Genomic DNA, 15,660 nt, shown 5'->3' with positions numbered 1-15,660 from the left:
ATTTGGGAGCCGGCAGGGGTCAACGTGGAGCCAGCGCGCTCGTTCCCAGTAACGTGCGGAACTATCCACCGGGCGGAAGCGTCGCCGCCCCGCCCACCCCATGGCCGGGAAGGCCGTGTCCGTTACCGCGCCGCCGATCTCGCCGCCGGCGTTACGCGCCAGATGGTGTTGCCGACGTCATCCGCGACCAATAGCGCGCCCTGCTTGTCGAGCCGCACGCCGACGGGGCGGCCTTGCGCCTCGCCCTTGTCGTTGAGGAAGCCGGTCAGCACGTCCTGCGGCGGGCCTGCTGGCTTGCCATCCTTGAACGGGACGAAGATCACCTTGTAGCCCGAACGCGGCTTGCGATTCCACGAACCGTGCTGGCCAATGAAGGCGCCGTTCGCCATTTCCGCCGGAAACAGATTGCCGGTGTTGAAGGTGAGCCCGAGCGAGGCCGTGTGGGCGCCGAGGGCATAATCCGGCGCCATCGCCTTCTGCACCAGGTCGGGCCGCTGCGGCTCGACGCGGGTGTCGACATGGTCGCCGAAATAGCTGTAGGGCCAGCCGTAGAACGCGCCGTCCTTCACCGACGTCATGTAGTCCGGCACCAGATCGTTGCCGAGTTCGTCGCGCTCGTTAACGACGACCCAGAGTTCGCCGGTCACTGGATTCCAGGCCGGGCCGTTCGGATTGCGTAAGCCCGAGGCGAACACGCGCCATTGACCGCTGGCGCGATCGACTTCCAGCACCGCAGCGCGATCCTTCTCGGCCTCCATGCCGTTTTCGCCGACATTGCTGTTGGAGCCGACCGTTGCATAGAGCTTGGTGCCGTCGGGACTTGCGGTGAGGTCCTTGGTCCAGTGATGATTGAGCGTGCCGGCGGGCAGGTCCGCAAGCTTGACGCCGGGCCCGCCGATCTTGGTGTCGCCCTCGCGATAAGGAAATTTCATGATCGAATCGGTATTGGCGACATAGAGCTCGTCGCCGACGAGCACCATGCCGAAGGGCGAATTCAGCCCGCTGATGAAGGTGGTTCTCAGCTCGGCAACGCCGTCGCCGTCGGAGTCGCGCAGCAGCGTGATGCGGTTGGCGCTGGGAACGCCGGCTCCGGCCCAGTTCTGCGCCTGCTTGTAGATGAAGCCCTTGATACTCATGCCGCTGCCCTCCTTCGGCGGCGCGTTGCTCTCGGCGACCAGCACGTCGCCGTTCGGCAGCGTGTAGACGGTCCGCGGATGTTCAAGGTCGAGGGCAAAGGCGCTGACCGACATGCCGTTTGCGGCGGTGGGCGTGGCGCCGTTCGGCCAACGCCTGACCGTTGCGATGTCCACCGTCGGAATCCAGGAATGTTCCGGTGGCGGCAGGTTGGGTGAGGGACCATAGCTCTGCGCCACAGTCGCGGTGTCCTTGGGGTCGCTACAGGCAGCCAGCGGCAGCGCCAACGCGCCGCCGCAGATGGCCAGGAGGAGGGTCTTGCGCATGGCAGGGTTCTCCGGGATAGCGCCCTTACAATGCAGTGCCGGCCCGAACGTTCGTGTTCCGGCATGAATTCCCTGTGAGACGGTTGGCCGAAGGCCTGCCACACAATCCCGCAGGCCCCCATTGCGCCCCGTGCACGTGGAATCAGGCTCCGCCATGCTAGGAAGCAGCGCGCCGCGGCTACTCACGTCCGCGCGCGGGAGCAGAAATGTCCGATCTCGGCGTTGCCGAAATTCCCGTAGACGAGGACGAGCGTCCGTTTCCGCCACTGGCGGCGCCGGCGAAAAACGCGCTGCTCGACGGCCCGATCCTGCGCACGCTGCTGTGGCTGGCCTGGCCCAACGTGATCGCGCTGACGGCAGGCACCTGCGTGGTCATCGCCGAGACCTCCTACATTGGCCGGCTCGGCGTAGAATCGCTTGCCGCGATGGCGCTGGTGTTTCCTGCCGTGATCCTGACCATGACCATGTCGGGCGGCGCCATGGGCGGCGGCGTGGCGTCGGCCATTGCACGCGCGCTCGGCGCGGGCGACATCGAGCGCGCCTCGACACTGGCGACGCATGCGCTGCTGATCGGCCTCTGCTTCGGGCTGGCCTTCATGCTGGGCATGCTGATCTTCGGGGCAAAGCTGCTCGAACTGCTCGGCGGCCGCGGCAATGTGCTGACCCAGGCGGTCGCCTACACGCAGATCTTCTTCGGCGGCGCCGTCGTGCCGTGGCTGATGAACACGATGTCGGGCATTCTGCGCGGCACCGGCAACATGAAACTGCCATCGCTTCTGATGCTCTCCTCGGCGATTTGCCAGATCATTCTCGGCGGCACGCTGGGCTTGGGTTTCGGCCCGATCCCGCAATTCGGCATGCGCGGGGTCGCGGCCGGTTCGCTGATCGCTTACCTGATCAGCATCTCCGTGATGACATGGTACCTGTTCTCGGGCCGCGCGCGCGTCGTTCCCAAGATCCGCGGCCTTCGCATTCGATGGGCGATGTTCATCGACATCCTGAAGGTCGGGGCCATCGCCTGCTTCTCGCCGCTGCAATCGGTGCTGACGATCAGTATTTTCACCTACATGCTGGCAAGCTTCGGCACCGAAGTCCTCGCCGGCTACGGCATCGGCGCGCGGCTCGAGTTCATGCTGACCTCCATCTCGTTTGCGGTCGGCATCGCCTCGGTGCCGATGGTCGGCATGGCCGTCGGCGCGCAGCGCATCGCGCGCGCCCGCAAGATCGCCTGGACGGCGGGGCTCGTCGCATTCGCCTCGGTCGGCACGTTTGCAAGCTTCATCGCAATCTTCCCCGACATCTGGGTCAACCTCTTCACATCGGATGCGGCCGTGCGTGCCGCCAGCCGGCAATATCTGTCGACGGCGGCGCCGATGTACGCCTTTCTTGGCCTCGCCACGGCGATGTATTTTTCGTCGCAGGGCGCGGCCAAGGTGATCGGCCCCGTCATGGCGCAGACCGCGCGGCTGTTGTTCATCGGCGCCGGTGGCTGGTGGCTGTTGACGCGCGGCGCCACCGCGCAGCACCTCTTCATGCTGGCGGCGGCATCGATGGTGCTGCTTGGCGTGCTGTCGTGCGCCAGCGTTGTGCTGACGCGCTGGGGGCCGAAACCGCGGGTGTCCGCGGTTAGGCCGGCGCTGTCGTGAGGACTGTCATTCCGGGTTTGGTCCTTCGGACCATCCCGGAATGACCGATCAACCAACTACCGCCGCGCGCGACGCCGGCCGTGACGACCGCCGCCGACGTTGGCCATGCGCATCAGTTGCGGGACCATGCTCATCAGCTCGCCGCCGCCAGCGCCGCCGAGCATGCCCATGAAGTCGCTACCGCTCAGATTCATGCCGCCAGCGTTCACGCCGTAACCCTGGGGCACATTACCGCCGCCAAAACCGCCGGGGACGCCACCGCCCATCATGCCGCCGAGCCCACCGCCGCCTTCCATCATGCGGCTCATCATCGGGCCCATGGTCTGCATCATCATGGCGAAGCGGCGCTTGCCCATCTTCGCCTTCATCATTTCCAGCATCGGCGCCATCTGCGTCATCATGTCTTCGCCGCCACCGCCGCCGAAGCCGGCAAACTGCGCCTTTGCCGGCGTCGACGTCAGGGCGAACAGCAACAGCAGCGTGGCCGCCTGGCACACCACCTTGTCAGCTCCCGTCATGGTTCTGCTCCTCATGCGCCGGCGACCGCGGGCGCGGCGCCATTCGGACGCACGCGCCGATGCTAGGAGTGGGTAGGGAGCCAATCTGTGAGAGGGATCACGCTCGAGCAGACGATGGTCTGCGCCTTGCTGTGAATTCGGTGACGACGCGCCAGCGCTTGCCATCGTCCGCGGAGACTTCGCCGCGCCAGAAGAAGGAATCCGGGGTGATGTCCCTAAAACTCCAGCGGGCCAGTTGGCCGTCCGGCCGCGTGCCCAGTTGCACGATCTCGCCGCTTTCCTCGCGGCCGATCATCTGCAGAAACGTCCGGGTCACTGGGTCGGTCCACTGGATGCGCCAGGCGTCGATATCGGGATCGTAGACCCGCAGCGTCGTGCCATAGGAATTGACCCTGGCGGCGGCATCGCCATGCCGCAGTTCGCCGCGCGGCGGCACGATCCAGACATCCTGGATCGCGCGGCCTTCGAGCGCCCAGCCGAAATGCCATTCGCCGGCGCGGCGGCGCTCCTTGCCGTCTTCGGAAAACTGTCTGACATCGATATCCCAGGAGCCGATGAAGCGGCCATAGAGATCCATCTTGCCGGCGCGGTCGGCGGAGGGGCCGTCCGCGCCGAGGGCATCGAGAAATGGCGAGGTCATGCCGCGCTCCGTCCCAGGGCTTTCTGCATTGCGATGAGGCCCAGATCCATCTGCGCGTCCATATAGGGCGCGATCTCGTTCGGCAGCACATCGGCGATCCACACGAAGCGGGTGCGCCCGTTGCCATCGTCGAATACCTGTGCCGAGGCGCTGTGCTGTTTGATGCGGTCGCTGACGATGGCATAGACCAGCCGCCGCCGTGCGTCGTCGCAATCGACCAGGATTTCGCGTGCCACCGTGCCGTTGGCAAACGTCACGATGCGAGCATCGCCGTCGAGCTTGGTGTCGGTGACGAAGCCGGGCACCAGCCGCGTGTGCAGCGCGCCGAAATCGCGAAGTGCGTCCCAGACGTCGGCAGGGTTCGCGTCGATCAGGATTTCCTTGTGAATGGAAGCCATGTTTTAAATCCGTTGTTAGGGTGTCGTAGGGTGGGCAAAGGCGCCTGCGCCGTGCCCACCATCTCTCCAAGACTTGTGCGTGCGGTGGTGGGCACGCTTCGCTTTGCCCACCCTACGTCGCCGCCAATCGATCTATGTACAAACCGCCTCGACATTGTTGCCGTCGGGGTCGATCAAAAACGCAGCGTAATAGGTCGGGCTGTAATCCGCGCGCAGTCCGGCGCCTCCATTGTCGCGGCCGCCGGCCTTCAGGCCTTCGGCGTGGAATTTCTGGATCGCCGCATGATCCTTGGCGCGGAACGCGACATGGGCGGCCGATCCTGAAGATCCCTTGTGCAGATGCAGCCAGAGCGCAGGCGCGCCCTTTGGGCCGAAGCCTGCGCCGGAATCATCCCGCGAGCACAGCACGAAGCCGAGGGGCGCGAGCGCTGCCGTATAGAAGCGCACGCTGGCGTCGAGATCGCCGACGCGTAATCCGATGTGGTCGTACATGACATTCTCCAGCAAAAAAGTGCCGCGAGCTGGCGCGGCCTGGAGAAAGCCTAGTCAGTGGAGGGCCAGCCGTTCTTGGAAAATCTTGCGCATGCCTCGCGAGGCCTGGCGGAATTTCAGCGGCGAGGCGCCGGCGGCGCGATGGAAGGTGCGCACGAAATTCGAGAGGTCGGCAAAACCGACGTCATAGGCGATGTCGGTGATCGGGCTGTCGTCGTAGGCCAAGCGCCGCGCGGCATGGCGCAGCCGCGAGCGCACCAGATATTGGTGCGGGGTGACGCCGAGCGCTTGCGAGAATAGCCGCAGGAAGTGAAACGGGCTGATCCCGGCGTGCGCGGCGGCGTCCTCCAGATTGATCTGATGATGCGAATTGGCATCGATCCACAGCGCGGTTTCCACCGCGCGGCGGCGGTCGCGCGCCGCATCGGGACCGGATTTGCGCGGCCTGCCCGAAACCGCCTCGACAAAGCGGCTCGCCAGCACCTGACCGATCTCGTCGAGACCGATATCGCTACTGCCATCTGCTGCCGCCTGCGCCAGCTCGCCGAGTACGACGAGTTCCGGCAGCGGCGGTGCGGAGCCGATCTGCCAGGGCGACCGGCTGTCGCCGATGGTTTCCACCAGCTCGGGAGCGAAGAAGAACGACAGGCATTCGTCGCCGCAGACGTGCTCGTGAGTACAGGTATATTCGTCGCCGGGATGGCCGATCAGCACCGATCCCACCACCAGTTCGCTGCACTTGCCGCGGCTGCGCAGGCCGAAACTGCCTTTACGCACATAGGAGATCGAGTGGCCGCCATGCTGCTCCGCGAACGGCTTGTCGCCGGGTCCCGCGGTGCAGCGGAAATCGAAGACGGAGATCGATTTGCGTTCGAGAAGCGTGGTCGCGATCATCCCGCCTACTTAAGGATGCGGGCGCGGCGGTGCAACCGGCAGCAGCACGTCGAACAGCGTCTTGCCGGAAGTCTGGCTGGCGCCCTCGATCGAGAGCAGCCGCCGCTTGGAGATCGCTCCGCCAAAGGCCGAGATCTTGTCAGCATAATTGCCGGCTTCGAGCACGCGATGGCAGGGCACGATAATCATGAAGGGGTTGCGGCCAATCGCCTGCGCCACCGAATGGACTGCCCCTGAAGCGCGAAGGTGCGCAGCTACTTCCGCATAGGTCCGCGTCTCGCCGCGCGGGATCGCCCGCACATAGGCGTAGACGCGCTGGTTGAAGGCGGGAATGCCGGTCATATCGAGCGCGACGTCGGACAGATCGCATACCGCTCCGCGCAACAGCGCGATGATGCCATCGATGGCGGTCTGAACATTCGGGGGAGGGTAAAGCTCGCGCGCGTCAGGATAAAGCCGATAAAACCGCCGCCGCGTGTCGATCTCGCGGACTTCAGGGAGTTGTACGCCGATAATGCCCGCCGCGCTCCATGCGATGCCGCAGCGGCCGATCGCAGTGTCGAAAATGCTGTAGCCACGCCCCGTCATACGCCACCTGCCCCAGACGCGAATCATACCATCGGCCTGACGAATCGCATCTGGAATTTTTGGGGAAGTCGATAGCGAGCAAGACGGCCAATGGAACGGCTTGGCGAATGGCGCGCGGTCGGCTAATCATGGCAGCATGATCCGGAAAAGTGGCCGCCGGTTTTCCGACAAGATCATGCTCGATACGAAGGAGCGACCCGCGGGCGTAGTTCAATGGTAGAACGGCAGCTTCCCAAGCTGCATACGAGGGTTCGATTCCCTTCGCCCGCTCCAATTTCCCTGCCTTTGCCGGCTACGGATTGCGCTGGACACCCCGACATTTGAGACACCAAAACCCGTAGTACTACCGGCTGCGATTTAAGCCGGCCTTAGTCCGTTCTGCCTACGTTGCCCGCTTCTCCCCTGGCAGAGCGGAAACAGAACATGCGGATCGGTCGGCTTTTTGCACTCTCGATGCTTTCGGTGACGGTCCTTGCGGTCGTCCTTGGCGCCGGGGTCCTCGTCCCGCAATACCGTACCTTTGCCGGCAAGAGCGAGGCGATCAAGACCGTGGAGGCCTATGGCGCGGTGCTGGCCGTTGGTCAGCAGGTCGCCGGTTACCGGGCGCCTTATGTCGGCCCGCTGTTCCAGGAAGCAGCCGCGACGCCGGCGCAGATCGAGACCGCCGCGAAAGCGGTGCAGGCCGCCGACGCCGCATTCGCAAAAGCACGGACGGTGGTCGGCGCGCTCAACGATGGCGCAGCGACTGTCCAGGGCCTGAACCAGGCGGCGGCCAAGCTTGCCGAGGTTCGCGCGGCGAGCGATCGCGCACTGAGCCTGCCGATGAGCGGGCGCGATCCGGCAGCTGTCAAGGGCTTTCTGCCGGGCATTGCCGCCGTGGTCGGGATTCTCGAACCGCTGTTGAACCGCCTGGAAAACCAGGTGGCGATGGCGGATGCGTCGCTGACGGCGCTGCTGAATGTCGCCCGCACCGCCCAGGATCTGCGTATCTCGGCCGGCGGCCGCGCTGCCACCGTGTCGTTTGCGATCAGCACGCACCGGCCGCTGACGGCGGCTGAAATTTCCATCACCGACCGCGCCCAGGGCCGCGTCGATCTCGACCGCGAGCGGATCGAGGCCGGCGTCGATCAGATCGGCAGCCCGCCGCGTCTTGCCAAGGCGATGAACGATGCCATCGAGGGCTATTTCGGCAAAGCCGCGCCTTGGCTTGAAAAGGCGATGGCGGCAGGGCGCGCCGACGGCAACTACGGAATCAACGCGGATCAACTCGCCAGCGCGATCGTGCCGGCGGTGCAGGCCTTCTTCGCGGTGCGCGATGCGGCGCTCGCGGAAGCCGCCGAGCGCGCAAGCGCCGCGCGCGATGGCGCGCTGACGATGCTGGCGCTGGCGGGCCTTGCCGTCGTGGCGCTGCTCGCCGTGCTTGCCGGCGTCACCGTGATGCTGCGCCGGCGCGTGATCGCGCCGCTGGCAAACCTGACCGGCGCGGTTGGCGATCTCGCCGCCGGCCGGCATGACGTCACGATCCCGACCATCGCGCGTGCCGATGAAATCGGCGCCATGGCGGGCTCGCTGCAGGTTTTCAAGGACGCCCTGATCGCCAAGAAGGCCGCTGACGAGGCTGCCGCGGTGGAAGCCGATGCAAAAATCCAGCGCGGCCAGCGCGTCGACCGGATCACCAGCGATTTCGAGGCGATGATCGGCGAGATCGTCGAGATCGTCGCATCGGCCTCGAACGAACTGGAAGCCTCCGCCGACACGTTGACGGCGACCGCGGAGCGTTCCGAAGAGCTGACCACCATGGTTGCGGCGGCGTCCGAGGAAGCCTCCACCAACGTGCAATCGGTGGCATCCGCCACCGAAGAGATGGCTTCCTCCGTCAACGAGATCAGCCGTCAGGTCCAGGGCTCGGCGCGCATCGCCAGCGAGGCGGTGGAGCAGGCGCAGAAGACCAATGACCGCGTCGGCGAACTCGCCAAGGCTGCCGCCCGCATCGGCGACGTGGTGGAGTTGATCAACACCATTGCCGGCCAGACCAACCTCTTGGCGCTGAATGCCACCATCGAGGCGGCGCGGGCAGGCGAGGCAGGGCGCGGTTTTGCGGTGGTCGCCTCCGAAGTGAAGGCATTGGCCGAGCAGACCGCGAAAGCGACCGGCGAGATCAGCCAGCAGATATCGGGCATCCAGGCGGCGACGCAGGAATCGGTCGGCGCCATCAAGGAGATCGGCGATACTATCGGACGGATGTCGGAGATTGCCGCCACCATCGCAGCCGCCGTTGAGCAGCAGGGCGCGGCGACTCAGGAAATTTCCCGCAACGTGCAGCAGGCCGCGAACGGCACCCAGCAGGTCTCCTCCAACATCGCCGACGTGCAGCGCGGCGCGAGCGAGACCGGCTCCGCCTCCGCCCAAGTGCTATCGGCGGCAAAATCGCTGTCCGGCGAAAGCGACAGGCTGAAGCGCGAGGTCGGAAAATTCCTAAGCTCCGTGCGCGCGGCCTGAGCCGCCTCGTCAGCGGCTAAGGCATATGAAGTAGGCCTGAATCGATGTGATCTCTCACCCCGAGAGGCTGTGAAGAGATTTTTGATTTGGCTCCAAGTATTCTTTGTGGCTGGTGGTCTTGGTTTCAATCCTTCCGGAACACGATCGACGCCATCCATCCCGTCATCAGCGCCATGAAGGCAGTGACTAACCCGTAGGCAAATCCATTTTGTCGTGCGGCGGTGGCGACGAATTGCTCGAAGCCGACTTTTACGATTTCGAACGCAGTGTCCGTCTTGGCCACCAGCGCGCCTTCGGCGAACAGCTTGATCTCGACCGTATAGGTGCCGATCGGCACTTCCGCAGGCAGAGGAATTCCGGTGCGGAACAGCGTCGGCGTCAGGAATGTCACCGCCGAGGTCTCCTCGCGATAGAGGCCGTGCTGCTTGCGCAGCCGCACGAAGGCGCTGCGGAATGCGTCGTCAGGCACGACGTCGGCGTAGTCGCCGCCGACACGCTGGGTCAGCAACACGTTGTTGAGCCCGAGCTGCTGCCGCCGCTGCACCTCGGGCGAGGCGATGGCGTCGAACGGACGGTTGGAAAACAGCGCCAGGTAGGTCGGCACTTTGAGGAACTGCCGGGAGTCGGTGTTGATCCAGATCCCGAACCGGCGCTCCTTGCGCCGCGTCACCATGTCGGCGCGCGGGCCGGCAACCGTCACCACCAGATCGTAGCTGCGGTTGGCCGGTGTCGAAGCATCCTTCTCCACCGAGCCGAACAGCACCAGTTCCTCGCCCGAATAGTTCGGCGTCACGGTGACGCGGTGATTCGACACCGACACGATCAGCCGTTCGGCCCGAACCGGCGACGCCGCGAGCACCGCGCCCAACACCAGCCATCCGAGTGTGCGGGTGAGGCGCGCGGTCATCCCGTCACTCCTGTTTCCCGCACGGTGAAGAGGTCCTCGGGCCGGATCACCAGTTCAACGGCGAAACGAATGCCGACGGCGAGAACCAGCAGCCCGAGCAGGAGCCGCAAATGTTCGCCGCGGATCTTCTGCCCCGCGCGGGCGCCAAACTGGGCGCCGGTGACGCCGCCGACCATCAGGATCAGCGCCAGCACCGCATCGACGAGATGATTCGTCACGGCGTGCAGCATGGTGGCGAACACCATCGTGACGAGGGTGAGCACCATCGAGGTCCCGATCACGGTCGAGGTCGGCACCCGCAGCACGTAAATCAACAGCGGCACCAGGATGAAGCCGCCGCCGATGCCCATCACGGCGCCGATGAAGCCGATAATCAGGCCGATCGCGACGACGGGAATGACGGAGAGATAGATCTTGGAGCGCTTGAAGCGCATCTTCAGCGGCAGGCCATGGATCCAGACATGGCTGCCCGGGCGGCGCGTGGTGACCGGACCGCCGTGGCGGGCCCTCAGCAGCGCCCGCAGGCCTTCCCAGAACATCAGGCCGCCGACGGTGGTCAGCAGGATCACGTAGGACGTCGCGATCATAAGATCGAGCTGACCGAGGGAGCGCAGCAGCGTGAAGGTCCACACCCCCAGCGCCGTGCCCAAACTGCCGCCGCTCAGCAGCACCACCGCCAGGACCGGATCGATGGCGCGCCGCCGCCAATAGGATATCGCGCCGGAGAACGAGGATGCCGCGATGTGGCTGGCGACGGAGGCGACGGCAACCGCGGGCGCAATACCGACAAAGATCAACAGCGGCGTCATCAGGAAGCCGCCGCCGATCCCGAACATGCCGGAGACGAACCCTACCGCCGCGCCCATCGCCAGGATGAGGAAGACATTGACCGGAATGTCGGCGATCGGGAGGTAGAGCTGCACGCGCGTCTGCTTTTTGTAGCTTCGCTGCAAGACGGCAGAGGGGCCGCTCGCGGCATGGTTTCTCTTGTATTTGCCGGCAGTGGAATCCGGTTCGCGCATGCACGTTTGCGTGCGCAGGGCCGGTTCCCGCGCCTTTGCATAACTGAATTCGGCAGCGTGAGGGACTAAAAACGCCTGGGAAGGCAAATTTTTGCTATGTGCCCTGCTGCCGTTGGGCTGTTGAAACGCTGTTACAAATCCGCGGGGCGCAGGGCCGTGCGCCGGCCGCAGCAGTCGGCGGTCTCAGGGCTTGCCAAGCGGGTCGGTGACGAGGTTCATCGCGAGCGCTTGCTTGGGGTTTAGCCAGCGAATTTCCCTCGTCTCAGACATCGCTTCCACGATGGAGGACGAGACCCCCATTTTGGTCATATAGCCCAGTACCGCGCCGGAGATCCGCTGCGCCTCGGCGACGGGGTCCTCCACGGGCCGGGTGGTGACAAAGCGATGAACGCCGAGGGCCGAGCCCAAGACGCCGAAGCGGGTCTTGCCGCCGGCATAGACGAGCACGCAGGCGCTGGCGCAATAGGCCGGCTTGACGCGGCCGGAAGCATCCGTGCTGCCGACCGCAGTCGCCAGCGCGCGCGACCGGATGATCTCGCCCATGATCGCCGCCTGGTTCAGATCGCCGCCGGGGGAAGCGAGCAGGACGATATCGCCTGGCGCGAGGTTGGCCTGCTCCAGTCTGCCGCGAAACCAGTTCGCTGCGGCTGGGCCGATCGTCCCGCTGACGAACAGCGCGCGCCGGCCTTTGCTCGAACCGTCGAGATGAAGCGTGTCGATCACCTCCGACGTCAGGCTTGGCGAGACGTACTGGTCCTTCCAATAGTGCCAGGCCTCCGGCTGCGACAGGTCCCGCCAGGCGCGAATGCAGACGCCGGCCACCAGCAGGATGAAAATAGCGACCGACCAGAAATGTCGTCTACGCCGGGGTGGCCGGGCCGGCGGCGCCGGGGCCTGACCGGGTGGGATGCGCGGCGGCGCGACCGCAGGGCCTGTCGGCGATTTGCGGAAGCGATTTTCCCCGCCCTGGCTGTCTCCAGTCGACAATCGGCCCTCGTTGCATATGCCGACCCTTTCGGGATCGGACCTAGTCTTGCCGACAGCATTATACAGATTTGTGGCCGAGGATGTGGCGGCGATGCCGGGGCATCGCGGCCCGTCTTACTGAACGGCGACGGTGCGCTTGGAAGCCGCCGGCTTGGCGGCTGGCTTGGCGGTGGCCGGCGCGGAATCCCAGCCGCCGGCGGGAGACGCTACGTTGACGGCGTCTTCGGGCTGCGGCTCCACCGTGAAGGTCTGGATCGCGAGTCTCGCGGCGGCCAGCGACTGGGCGTCGAGGCGCTTCGCAACATCGTCGCGCTTGCGGCCGGCGTCCGCGTCGCCCTGGGCGGCGGCGAGGCTGAACCATTTGAAGGATTCGGCGAGGTTCTGTTCGACACCGATGCCGCGGGCATAGAGGATGCCGAGGTTGAACTGGCTGTCGGCGACGCCGCGATCGGCGGCTTTGCGGAACCAGATCGACGCGCTCTTGTAGTTGGCGCCCTTGCCGCCGCCGTCGGCGTCGAGCACGGCCAGATTATGCATCGCCTTGGCGCTGCCGCGCTCGGCCGCCTGCAAATAGTAACGCTGTGCTATATCGACGTCCTTCTTCACGCTCAGGCCCTTCTCGTAGAAGGTGCCGAGCCGGAACAGCGCGGGCACCACGCCGGCCTGCGCCGCGCGGTCGTACCATTTGGCGGCCTCGTCAAGGTTCGAGGCGACGCCCCTGCCTTCGGCAAAGCGCACGCCGACCTCGTAAGCCGCGGTCGGGTCGCCCTTCAGCGCGGCGGCGCGCAAAACCGGCCCGCCGATGCCGTCGGGCAGCCGCTCGCTCGGCGGCACCGCGATCATCGCAAGCTTGGCGCCGCTGGCCGGCATCGCCTGGATCGCGCCGGTGATATCGCTGGCCGTAACCGGAGATGCCGCGGCCTGCGGCGGAGCCGCGACCCGCGCGCTGTCCAGCATGTTGGGTGCGGAAGAATTGTTCGACTGCTTCTCGACCGGCGTTGGCGAGATCATCGAGGGCGCCTGCGGCGCGGGCATTGCGGGCGCGGGCCTTGCGCTGCTCTCAGCGGGCGCGGGGGCCTGCGCCGGTGGAGCCGGCTCGCTGCGCTGTTCCATCATCGGCAGTTGCAGCGCGCTGCCGGTATCCAGCAGCGTCATCGCCATCTTGAAGGTGCCGAGCACGATCACGACCACGCTCGCGCCGACCAGCAGCGAGCGGATTTTGGAGGAAATGTTCGCGGCGTTCTTGTCGCCGGCCTTGGCCTTGTCGCCGCCCTTGTCCTTCGCTGCGGCCTTCGTAGCCGAACGTCCGGCTTTCTCTGGCGGGGGCGCGGCGGCAGCGGCCTGCGCGGCGCGGCGCGCCGCGGCAATGAAGCTTGACGAGCTGACCGGCTCCTTGGGCGGGGGAGCAATCTCGCTGATGGCGTTTTCGGAAGCGGCGATCCGTTCCGACGGCGACGACATGCGCGCGGGCGGCCGCGTGCCCGGCTCAAGCGGATGATCCGGCGGCAATTCCGGCGCGATCGCGGTGCGCGGCGCTGATGCATGCGGCTCCAAAATTTCGCTGATCGCGCGCGGCGGCAATAGCGGGGCGGCGACCGGCGCGGCCGGCTGCACGGCGTGGAATTCGCGCGGGGCGGCAGCAAAGGGCTCCGGAGCATTCCCCTGCAGCGCGGCAGGGTTCGGCAGTTCCGGCCTCGTTTGCTGCGCATAGGTCATCAGCGGCGTCGTGGGGCGGGGCGCTTCCTCGCTCATTTCGGCCGCTGCAGGCGGAGCCGCGGACGTAGCCGGTGCCGCGCCGCGTACGCCGCGCAGATCGCCTTCGATCATGGACAGGCGATCGACTACATGGCCGAGCGTGTTGTGAACCGTCTCCAGCGAATCCTGGGTGCGGCGGTCGGTTTCCGACTGGCTGAAGCGGATGTCGGACAGTTCGCGCTTCACCAGATCGACGATGCCGGTGTCCATCGGCGCTGCTGCACCGCCGGAATTGCGGTTGGAATCGGCGAGTGCGACGAGGCTGGCGTGCTGACGTTCGAGAGAACGCAGAATGTCGTGCAAGCCTTCCTCGACCCGTCCGAGGTCGATGGGTGGCGCGGCGGAACGATCGTTGGAGGCTTCGAGGCGCTCCAAGAGATACGAGACGCGCTGTTCGAGATGGGCAAACGCCGACGCATTGTCGTTGCCGACCGGAATGCGGTCGAGCCGCTCCGACAGCGAGCGCAGCGCGTTTTCGACATATTCCGAATTCTCGCCCGCGGCCGGCGGCTGGCGGGATTCCAGCGTCGAGGTCAGCGCGGCCAGGCGCTGCTCGAGAAGGCCGAAGGCATCGCTGTTGCCGTCAAAGCGGGAAAGCTGGTCGACCTTGGCCGACAACGTGTGGACGTCATCGGCGAGACGGGCCAGCGCGTCGTTGGAGGCGACGTTGGACACAATTCCGCGCAGCGCTGCGATCGCGCTCTCGAGCTGCTGCACCGTCGACGGATCGTCGTTCGAGCGCAGGATCAGGTCGAGCTTGGCGCCGAGGTTGCGGATCGCCTCGTCGTAGCCGGTGAGTTGCTCGGCCGGTGTCAGCGAGCGCAACGCTTCGCGGATTTCGCCGAGCGCGCTCTCGATGTTGGCCAGCATCTGGCCGTCAGTGCCGTTGTGGCGGCTGTCGTCGATGCGGCGGGACAGCGAGCGGATTTCGTTTTCAAGCGATTCGATCTCCCGGCGCGGCACCGCCTCGGTGATGGCCTGACGGATTTCGGCGAGCTCGCTGCGGAACGCCGCAATCGACTGCTCGATGTGGTCGGGGCGCTGCAGCGCCTCGATCTGGCTCGTGATCTTGATCAGGTGCCGTTCGAGCGAAGAAAAGTCCGGCCCTGCAGGCGCGGGCTGCGTTGTGGGCTGCGCGGAATGGGACTGTGCGGCCGAGGCCGTCGGCGCGGCGTTGCGCGGCGGCATCTGGCGCGGCGGCGGCGTGTCGAGTTCGTTCTGGCGCGCGGCGATTTCGGCGATCGCAAAGTCCATCGAGGCCGGCCTGAGCGGCGGCGCGGGGCGATAGACCTGGGCCGCGGCACGCTCCACCAAATCGGTCTGCCGCTGCCTCTCCTGCATCTGGGCCTGACGCGCCGGCACGGGATTCGAAATCTGCGACAGCCGCGCGTCGAGGCGCGAAATAGCGTCGTTGAGCTGGCGGGCCACCGTCGGCTCGCCATGGGCAGCCTCGCCGCGGGCCGCGGGACGCGAAATCTGCTCGATCTGTTTGGTGATCGAATCCAGCCGCTGGTGAATATCGGCCACGTCGGGGATCTGCCGGCCCGGCGTCGCCGGCCGCTGACCGGAAGCCGCGCCGAAATTGGGCGGGGCCGGTTCGCCGATGGTGGAATTGAGCCAGTCGTTCAACGACATGCCGGCACGGCGCGCTGCCGCCTCGGCCCTGTCGCGGACCGATGGATCGATGCCGTCAACACTCCACGATACGCGCGAATTCATGCTCTCGTCCGGTTCCGCTACGGCGCCCCACCTGCGCCATCAACCTCCCCGCGCGTCCCAGTGAAGAGACAATCGTATTTCCGCGCAGGTCGCCTGCCTCGGAACTGACTTTTTCGCGTTACGGTAAAGAAGGGG

At 66.0% G+C, this 15,660-nt stretch carries 13 protein-coding genes and 1 tRNA gene; 3 read left to right on the top strand and 11 right to left on the bottom strand.

All coding sequences use genetic code 11. The annotated features are described in order from the left end of the window. Positions 1 to 122 precede the first annotated feature (122 nt). Positions 123 to 1,460 carry a PQQ-dependent sugar dehydrogenase gene (locus tag LMTR13_RS36165; RefSeq protein ID WP_065731910.1) on the bottom strand — a complete coding sequence of 446 codons (1,338 nt, stop codon included), beginning with the start codon at positions 1,458 to 1,460 and terminating at the stop codon, positions 123 to 125. 206 nt (positions 1,461 to 1,666) lie between these two features. Between LMTR13_RS36165 and LMTR13_RS36160 the strand changes: the two genes are divergently transcribed. Then, positions 1,667 to 3,106 carry an MATE family efflux transporter gene (locus LMTR13_RS36160; RefSeq protein WP_065731909.1) on the top strand — a complete coding sequence of 480 codons (1,440 nt, stop codon included), beginning with the start codon at positions 1,667 to 1,669 and terminating at the stop codon, positions 3,104 to 3,106. A gap of 56 nt (positions 3,107 to 3,162) precedes the next feature. Here the strand turns inward: LMTR13_RS36160 and LMTR13_RS36155 are convergent, their stop codons facing one another. The 6 genes from LMTR13_RS36155 to LMTR13_RS36130 all read right to left on the bottom strand — a co-directional run bounded on the left by LMTR13_RS36155 (position 3,163) and on the right by LMTR13_RS36130 (position 6,636). Further along, entirely contained in the window at positions 3,163 to 3,624 is a 462-nt protein-coding gene (locus LMTR13_RS36155; protein ID WP_065733256.1) for a hypothetical protein, read from the bottom strand. A gap of 97 nt (positions 3,625 to 3,721) precedes the next feature. Further along, positions 3,722 to 4,264: a hypothetical protein gene (locus tag LMTR13_RS36150; RefSeq protein WP_065731908.1), complete on the bottom strand. Its 543-nt coding sequence runs from the start codon at positions 4,262 to 4,264 to the stop codon at positions 3,722 to 3,724. Next, on the bottom strand, positions 4,261 to 4,662 hold the full coding sequence (locus tag LMTR13_RS36145) for an SRPBCC family protein (RefSeq protein ID WP_065731907.1): 402 nt from the start codon (positions 4,660 to 4,662) through the stop codon (positions 4,261 to 4,263). Before LMTR13_RS36145 ends, LMTR13_RS36150 begins: the two co-directional genes overlap by 4 nt. A 132-nt stretch (positions 4,663 to 4,794) precedes the next feature. Then, positions 4,795 to 5,154, bottom strand: coding sequence for a VOC family protein (locus LMTR13_RS36140; RefSeq protein ID WP_065731906.1), 360 nt, complete (start codon positions 5,152 to 5,154; stop codon positions 4,795 to 4,797). Positions 5,155 to 5,208: 54 nt separating this feature from the next. After that, positions 5,209 to 6,048: a helix-turn-helix transcriptional regulator gene (locus LMTR13_RS36135; protein WP_065731905.1), complete on the bottom strand. Its 840-nt coding sequence runs from the start codon at positions 6,046 to 6,048 to the stop codon at positions 5,209 to 5,211. 9 nt (positions 6,049 to 6,057) lie between these two features. Further along, positions 6,058 to 6,636, bottom strand: a complete 579-nt coding sequence (locus LMTR13_RS36130) for a methylated-DNA--[protein]-cysteine S-methyltransferase (RefSeq protein WP_065731904.1) — start codon at positions 6,634 to 6,636, stop codon at positions 6,058 to 6,060. 199 nt (positions 6,637 to 6,835) lie between these two features. Between LMTR13_RS36130 and LMTR13_RS36125 the strand changes: the two genes are divergently transcribed. After that, positions 6,836 to 6,909, top strand: a tRNA-Gly gene (locus LMTR13_RS36125). Between the two features lie 150 nt (positions 6,910 to 7,059). After that, the gene (locus LMTR13_RS36120) at positions 7,060 to 9,135 is read left to right on the top strand and encodes a methyl-accepting chemotaxis protein (protein ID WP_065731903.1); all 2,076 of its coding nucleotides are present in this window, start codon (positions 7,060 to 7,062) and stop codon (positions 9,133 to 9,135) included. A 124-nt stretch (positions 9,136 to 9,259) separates the two neighbouring features. Here the strand turns inward: LMTR13_RS36120 and LMTR13_RS36115 are convergent, their stop codons facing one another. The 4 genes from LMTR13_RS36115 to LMTR13_RS36100 all read right to left on the bottom strand — a co-directional run bounded on the left by LMTR13_RS36115 (position 9,260) and on the right by LMTR13_RS36100 (position 15,525). After that, a complete protein-coding gene (locus tag LMTR13_RS36115; RefSeq protein ID WP_065731902.1) occupies positions 9,260 to 10,042 on the bottom strand; it encodes a TIGR02186 family protein in 783 nt (260 codons plus the stop codon). Continuing rightward, positions 10,039 to 10,965, bottom strand: a complete 927-nt coding sequence (locus tag LMTR13_RS36110; RefSeq protein ID WP_065733255.1) for a sulfite exporter TauE/SafE family protein — start codon at positions 10,963 to 10,965, stop codon at positions 10,039 to 10,041. Before LMTR13_RS36110 ends, LMTR13_RS36115 begins: the two co-directional genes overlap by 4 nt. A 282-nt stretch (positions 10,966 to 11,247) precedes the next feature. Further along, entirely contained in the window at positions 11,248 to 12,051 is an 804-nt protein-coding gene (locus LMTR13_RS36105; protein WP_065731901.1) for a COG3904 family protein, read from the bottom strand. 114 nt (positions 12,052 to 12,165) lie between these two features. Further along, positions 12,166 to 15,525 carry a tetratricopeptide repeat protein gene (locus tag LMTR13_RS36100; RefSeq protein ID WP_065731900.1) on the bottom strand — a complete coding sequence of 1,120 codons (3,360 nt, stop codon included), beginning with the start codon at positions 15,523 to 15,525 and terminating at the stop codon, positions 12,166 to 12,168. Positions 15,526 to 15,660 lie beyond the last annotated feature (135 nt).

Origin of the sequence: Bradyrhizobium icense, from assembly GCF_001693385.1 — a bacterium.
GTDB classification, from domain to species: Bacteria; Pseudomonadota; Alphaproteobacteria; order Rhizobiales; family Xanthobacteraceae; genus Bradyrhizobium; species Bradyrhizobium icense.
The sequence above is the reverse complement of the archived record's forward strand: the minus strand, read 5'-3'. Positions and strand labels throughout refer to the sequence as shown.

What these genes read in the sequence shown, in the direction of transcription:
- LMTR13_RS36145 (WP_065731907.1), bottom strand. Translation starts at nt 4,662, where the DNA reads ATGGCTTCCATTCACAAGGAAATCCTGATCGACGCGAACCCTGCCGAC.
- LMTR13_RS36140 (WP_065731906.1), bottom strand. Translation starts at nt 5,154, where the DNA reads ATGTACGACCACATCGGATTACGCGTCGGCGATCTCGACGCCAGCGTG.
- LMTR13_RS36155 (WP_065733256.1), bottom strand. Translation starts at nt 3,624, where the DNA reads ATGACGGGAGCTGACAAGGTGGTGTGCCAGGCGGCCACGCTGCTGTTG.
- LMTR13_RS36130 (WP_065731904.1), bottom strand. Translation starts at nt 6,636, where the DNA reads ATGACGGGGCGTGGCTACAGCATTTTCGACACTGCGATCGGCCGCTGC.
- LMTR13_RS36135 (WP_065731905.1), bottom strand. Translation starts at nt 6,048, where the DNA reads ATGATCGCGACCACGCTTCTCGAACGCAAATCGATCTCCGTCTTCGAT.
- LMTR13_RS36120 (WP_065731903.1), top strand. Translation starts at nt 7,060, where the DNA reads ATGCGGATCGGTCGGCTTTTTGCACTCTCGATGCTTTCGGTGACGGTC.
- LMTR13_RS36150 (WP_065731908.1), bottom strand. Translation starts at nt 4,264, where the DNA reads ATGACCTCGCCATTTCTCGATGCCCTCGGCGCGGACGGCCCCTCCGCC.
- LMTR13_RS36160 (WP_065731909.1), top strand. Translation starts at nt 1,667, where the DNA reads ATGTCCGATCTCGGCGTTGCCGAAATTCCCGTAGACGAGGACGAGCGT.
- LMTR13_RS36165 (WP_065731910.1), bottom strand. Translation starts at nt 1,460, where the DNA reads ATGCGCAAGACCCTCCTCCTGGCCATCTGCGGCGGCGCGTTGGCGCTG.
- LMTR13_RS36100 (WP_065731900.1), bottom strand. Translation starts at nt 15,525, where the DNA reads ATGAATTCGCGCGTATCGTGGAGTGTTGACGGCATCGATCCATCGGTC.
- LMTR13_RS36115 (WP_065731902.1), bottom strand. Translation starts at nt 10,042, where the DNA reads ATGACCGCGCGCCTCACCCGCACACTCGGATGGCTGGTGTTGGGCGCG.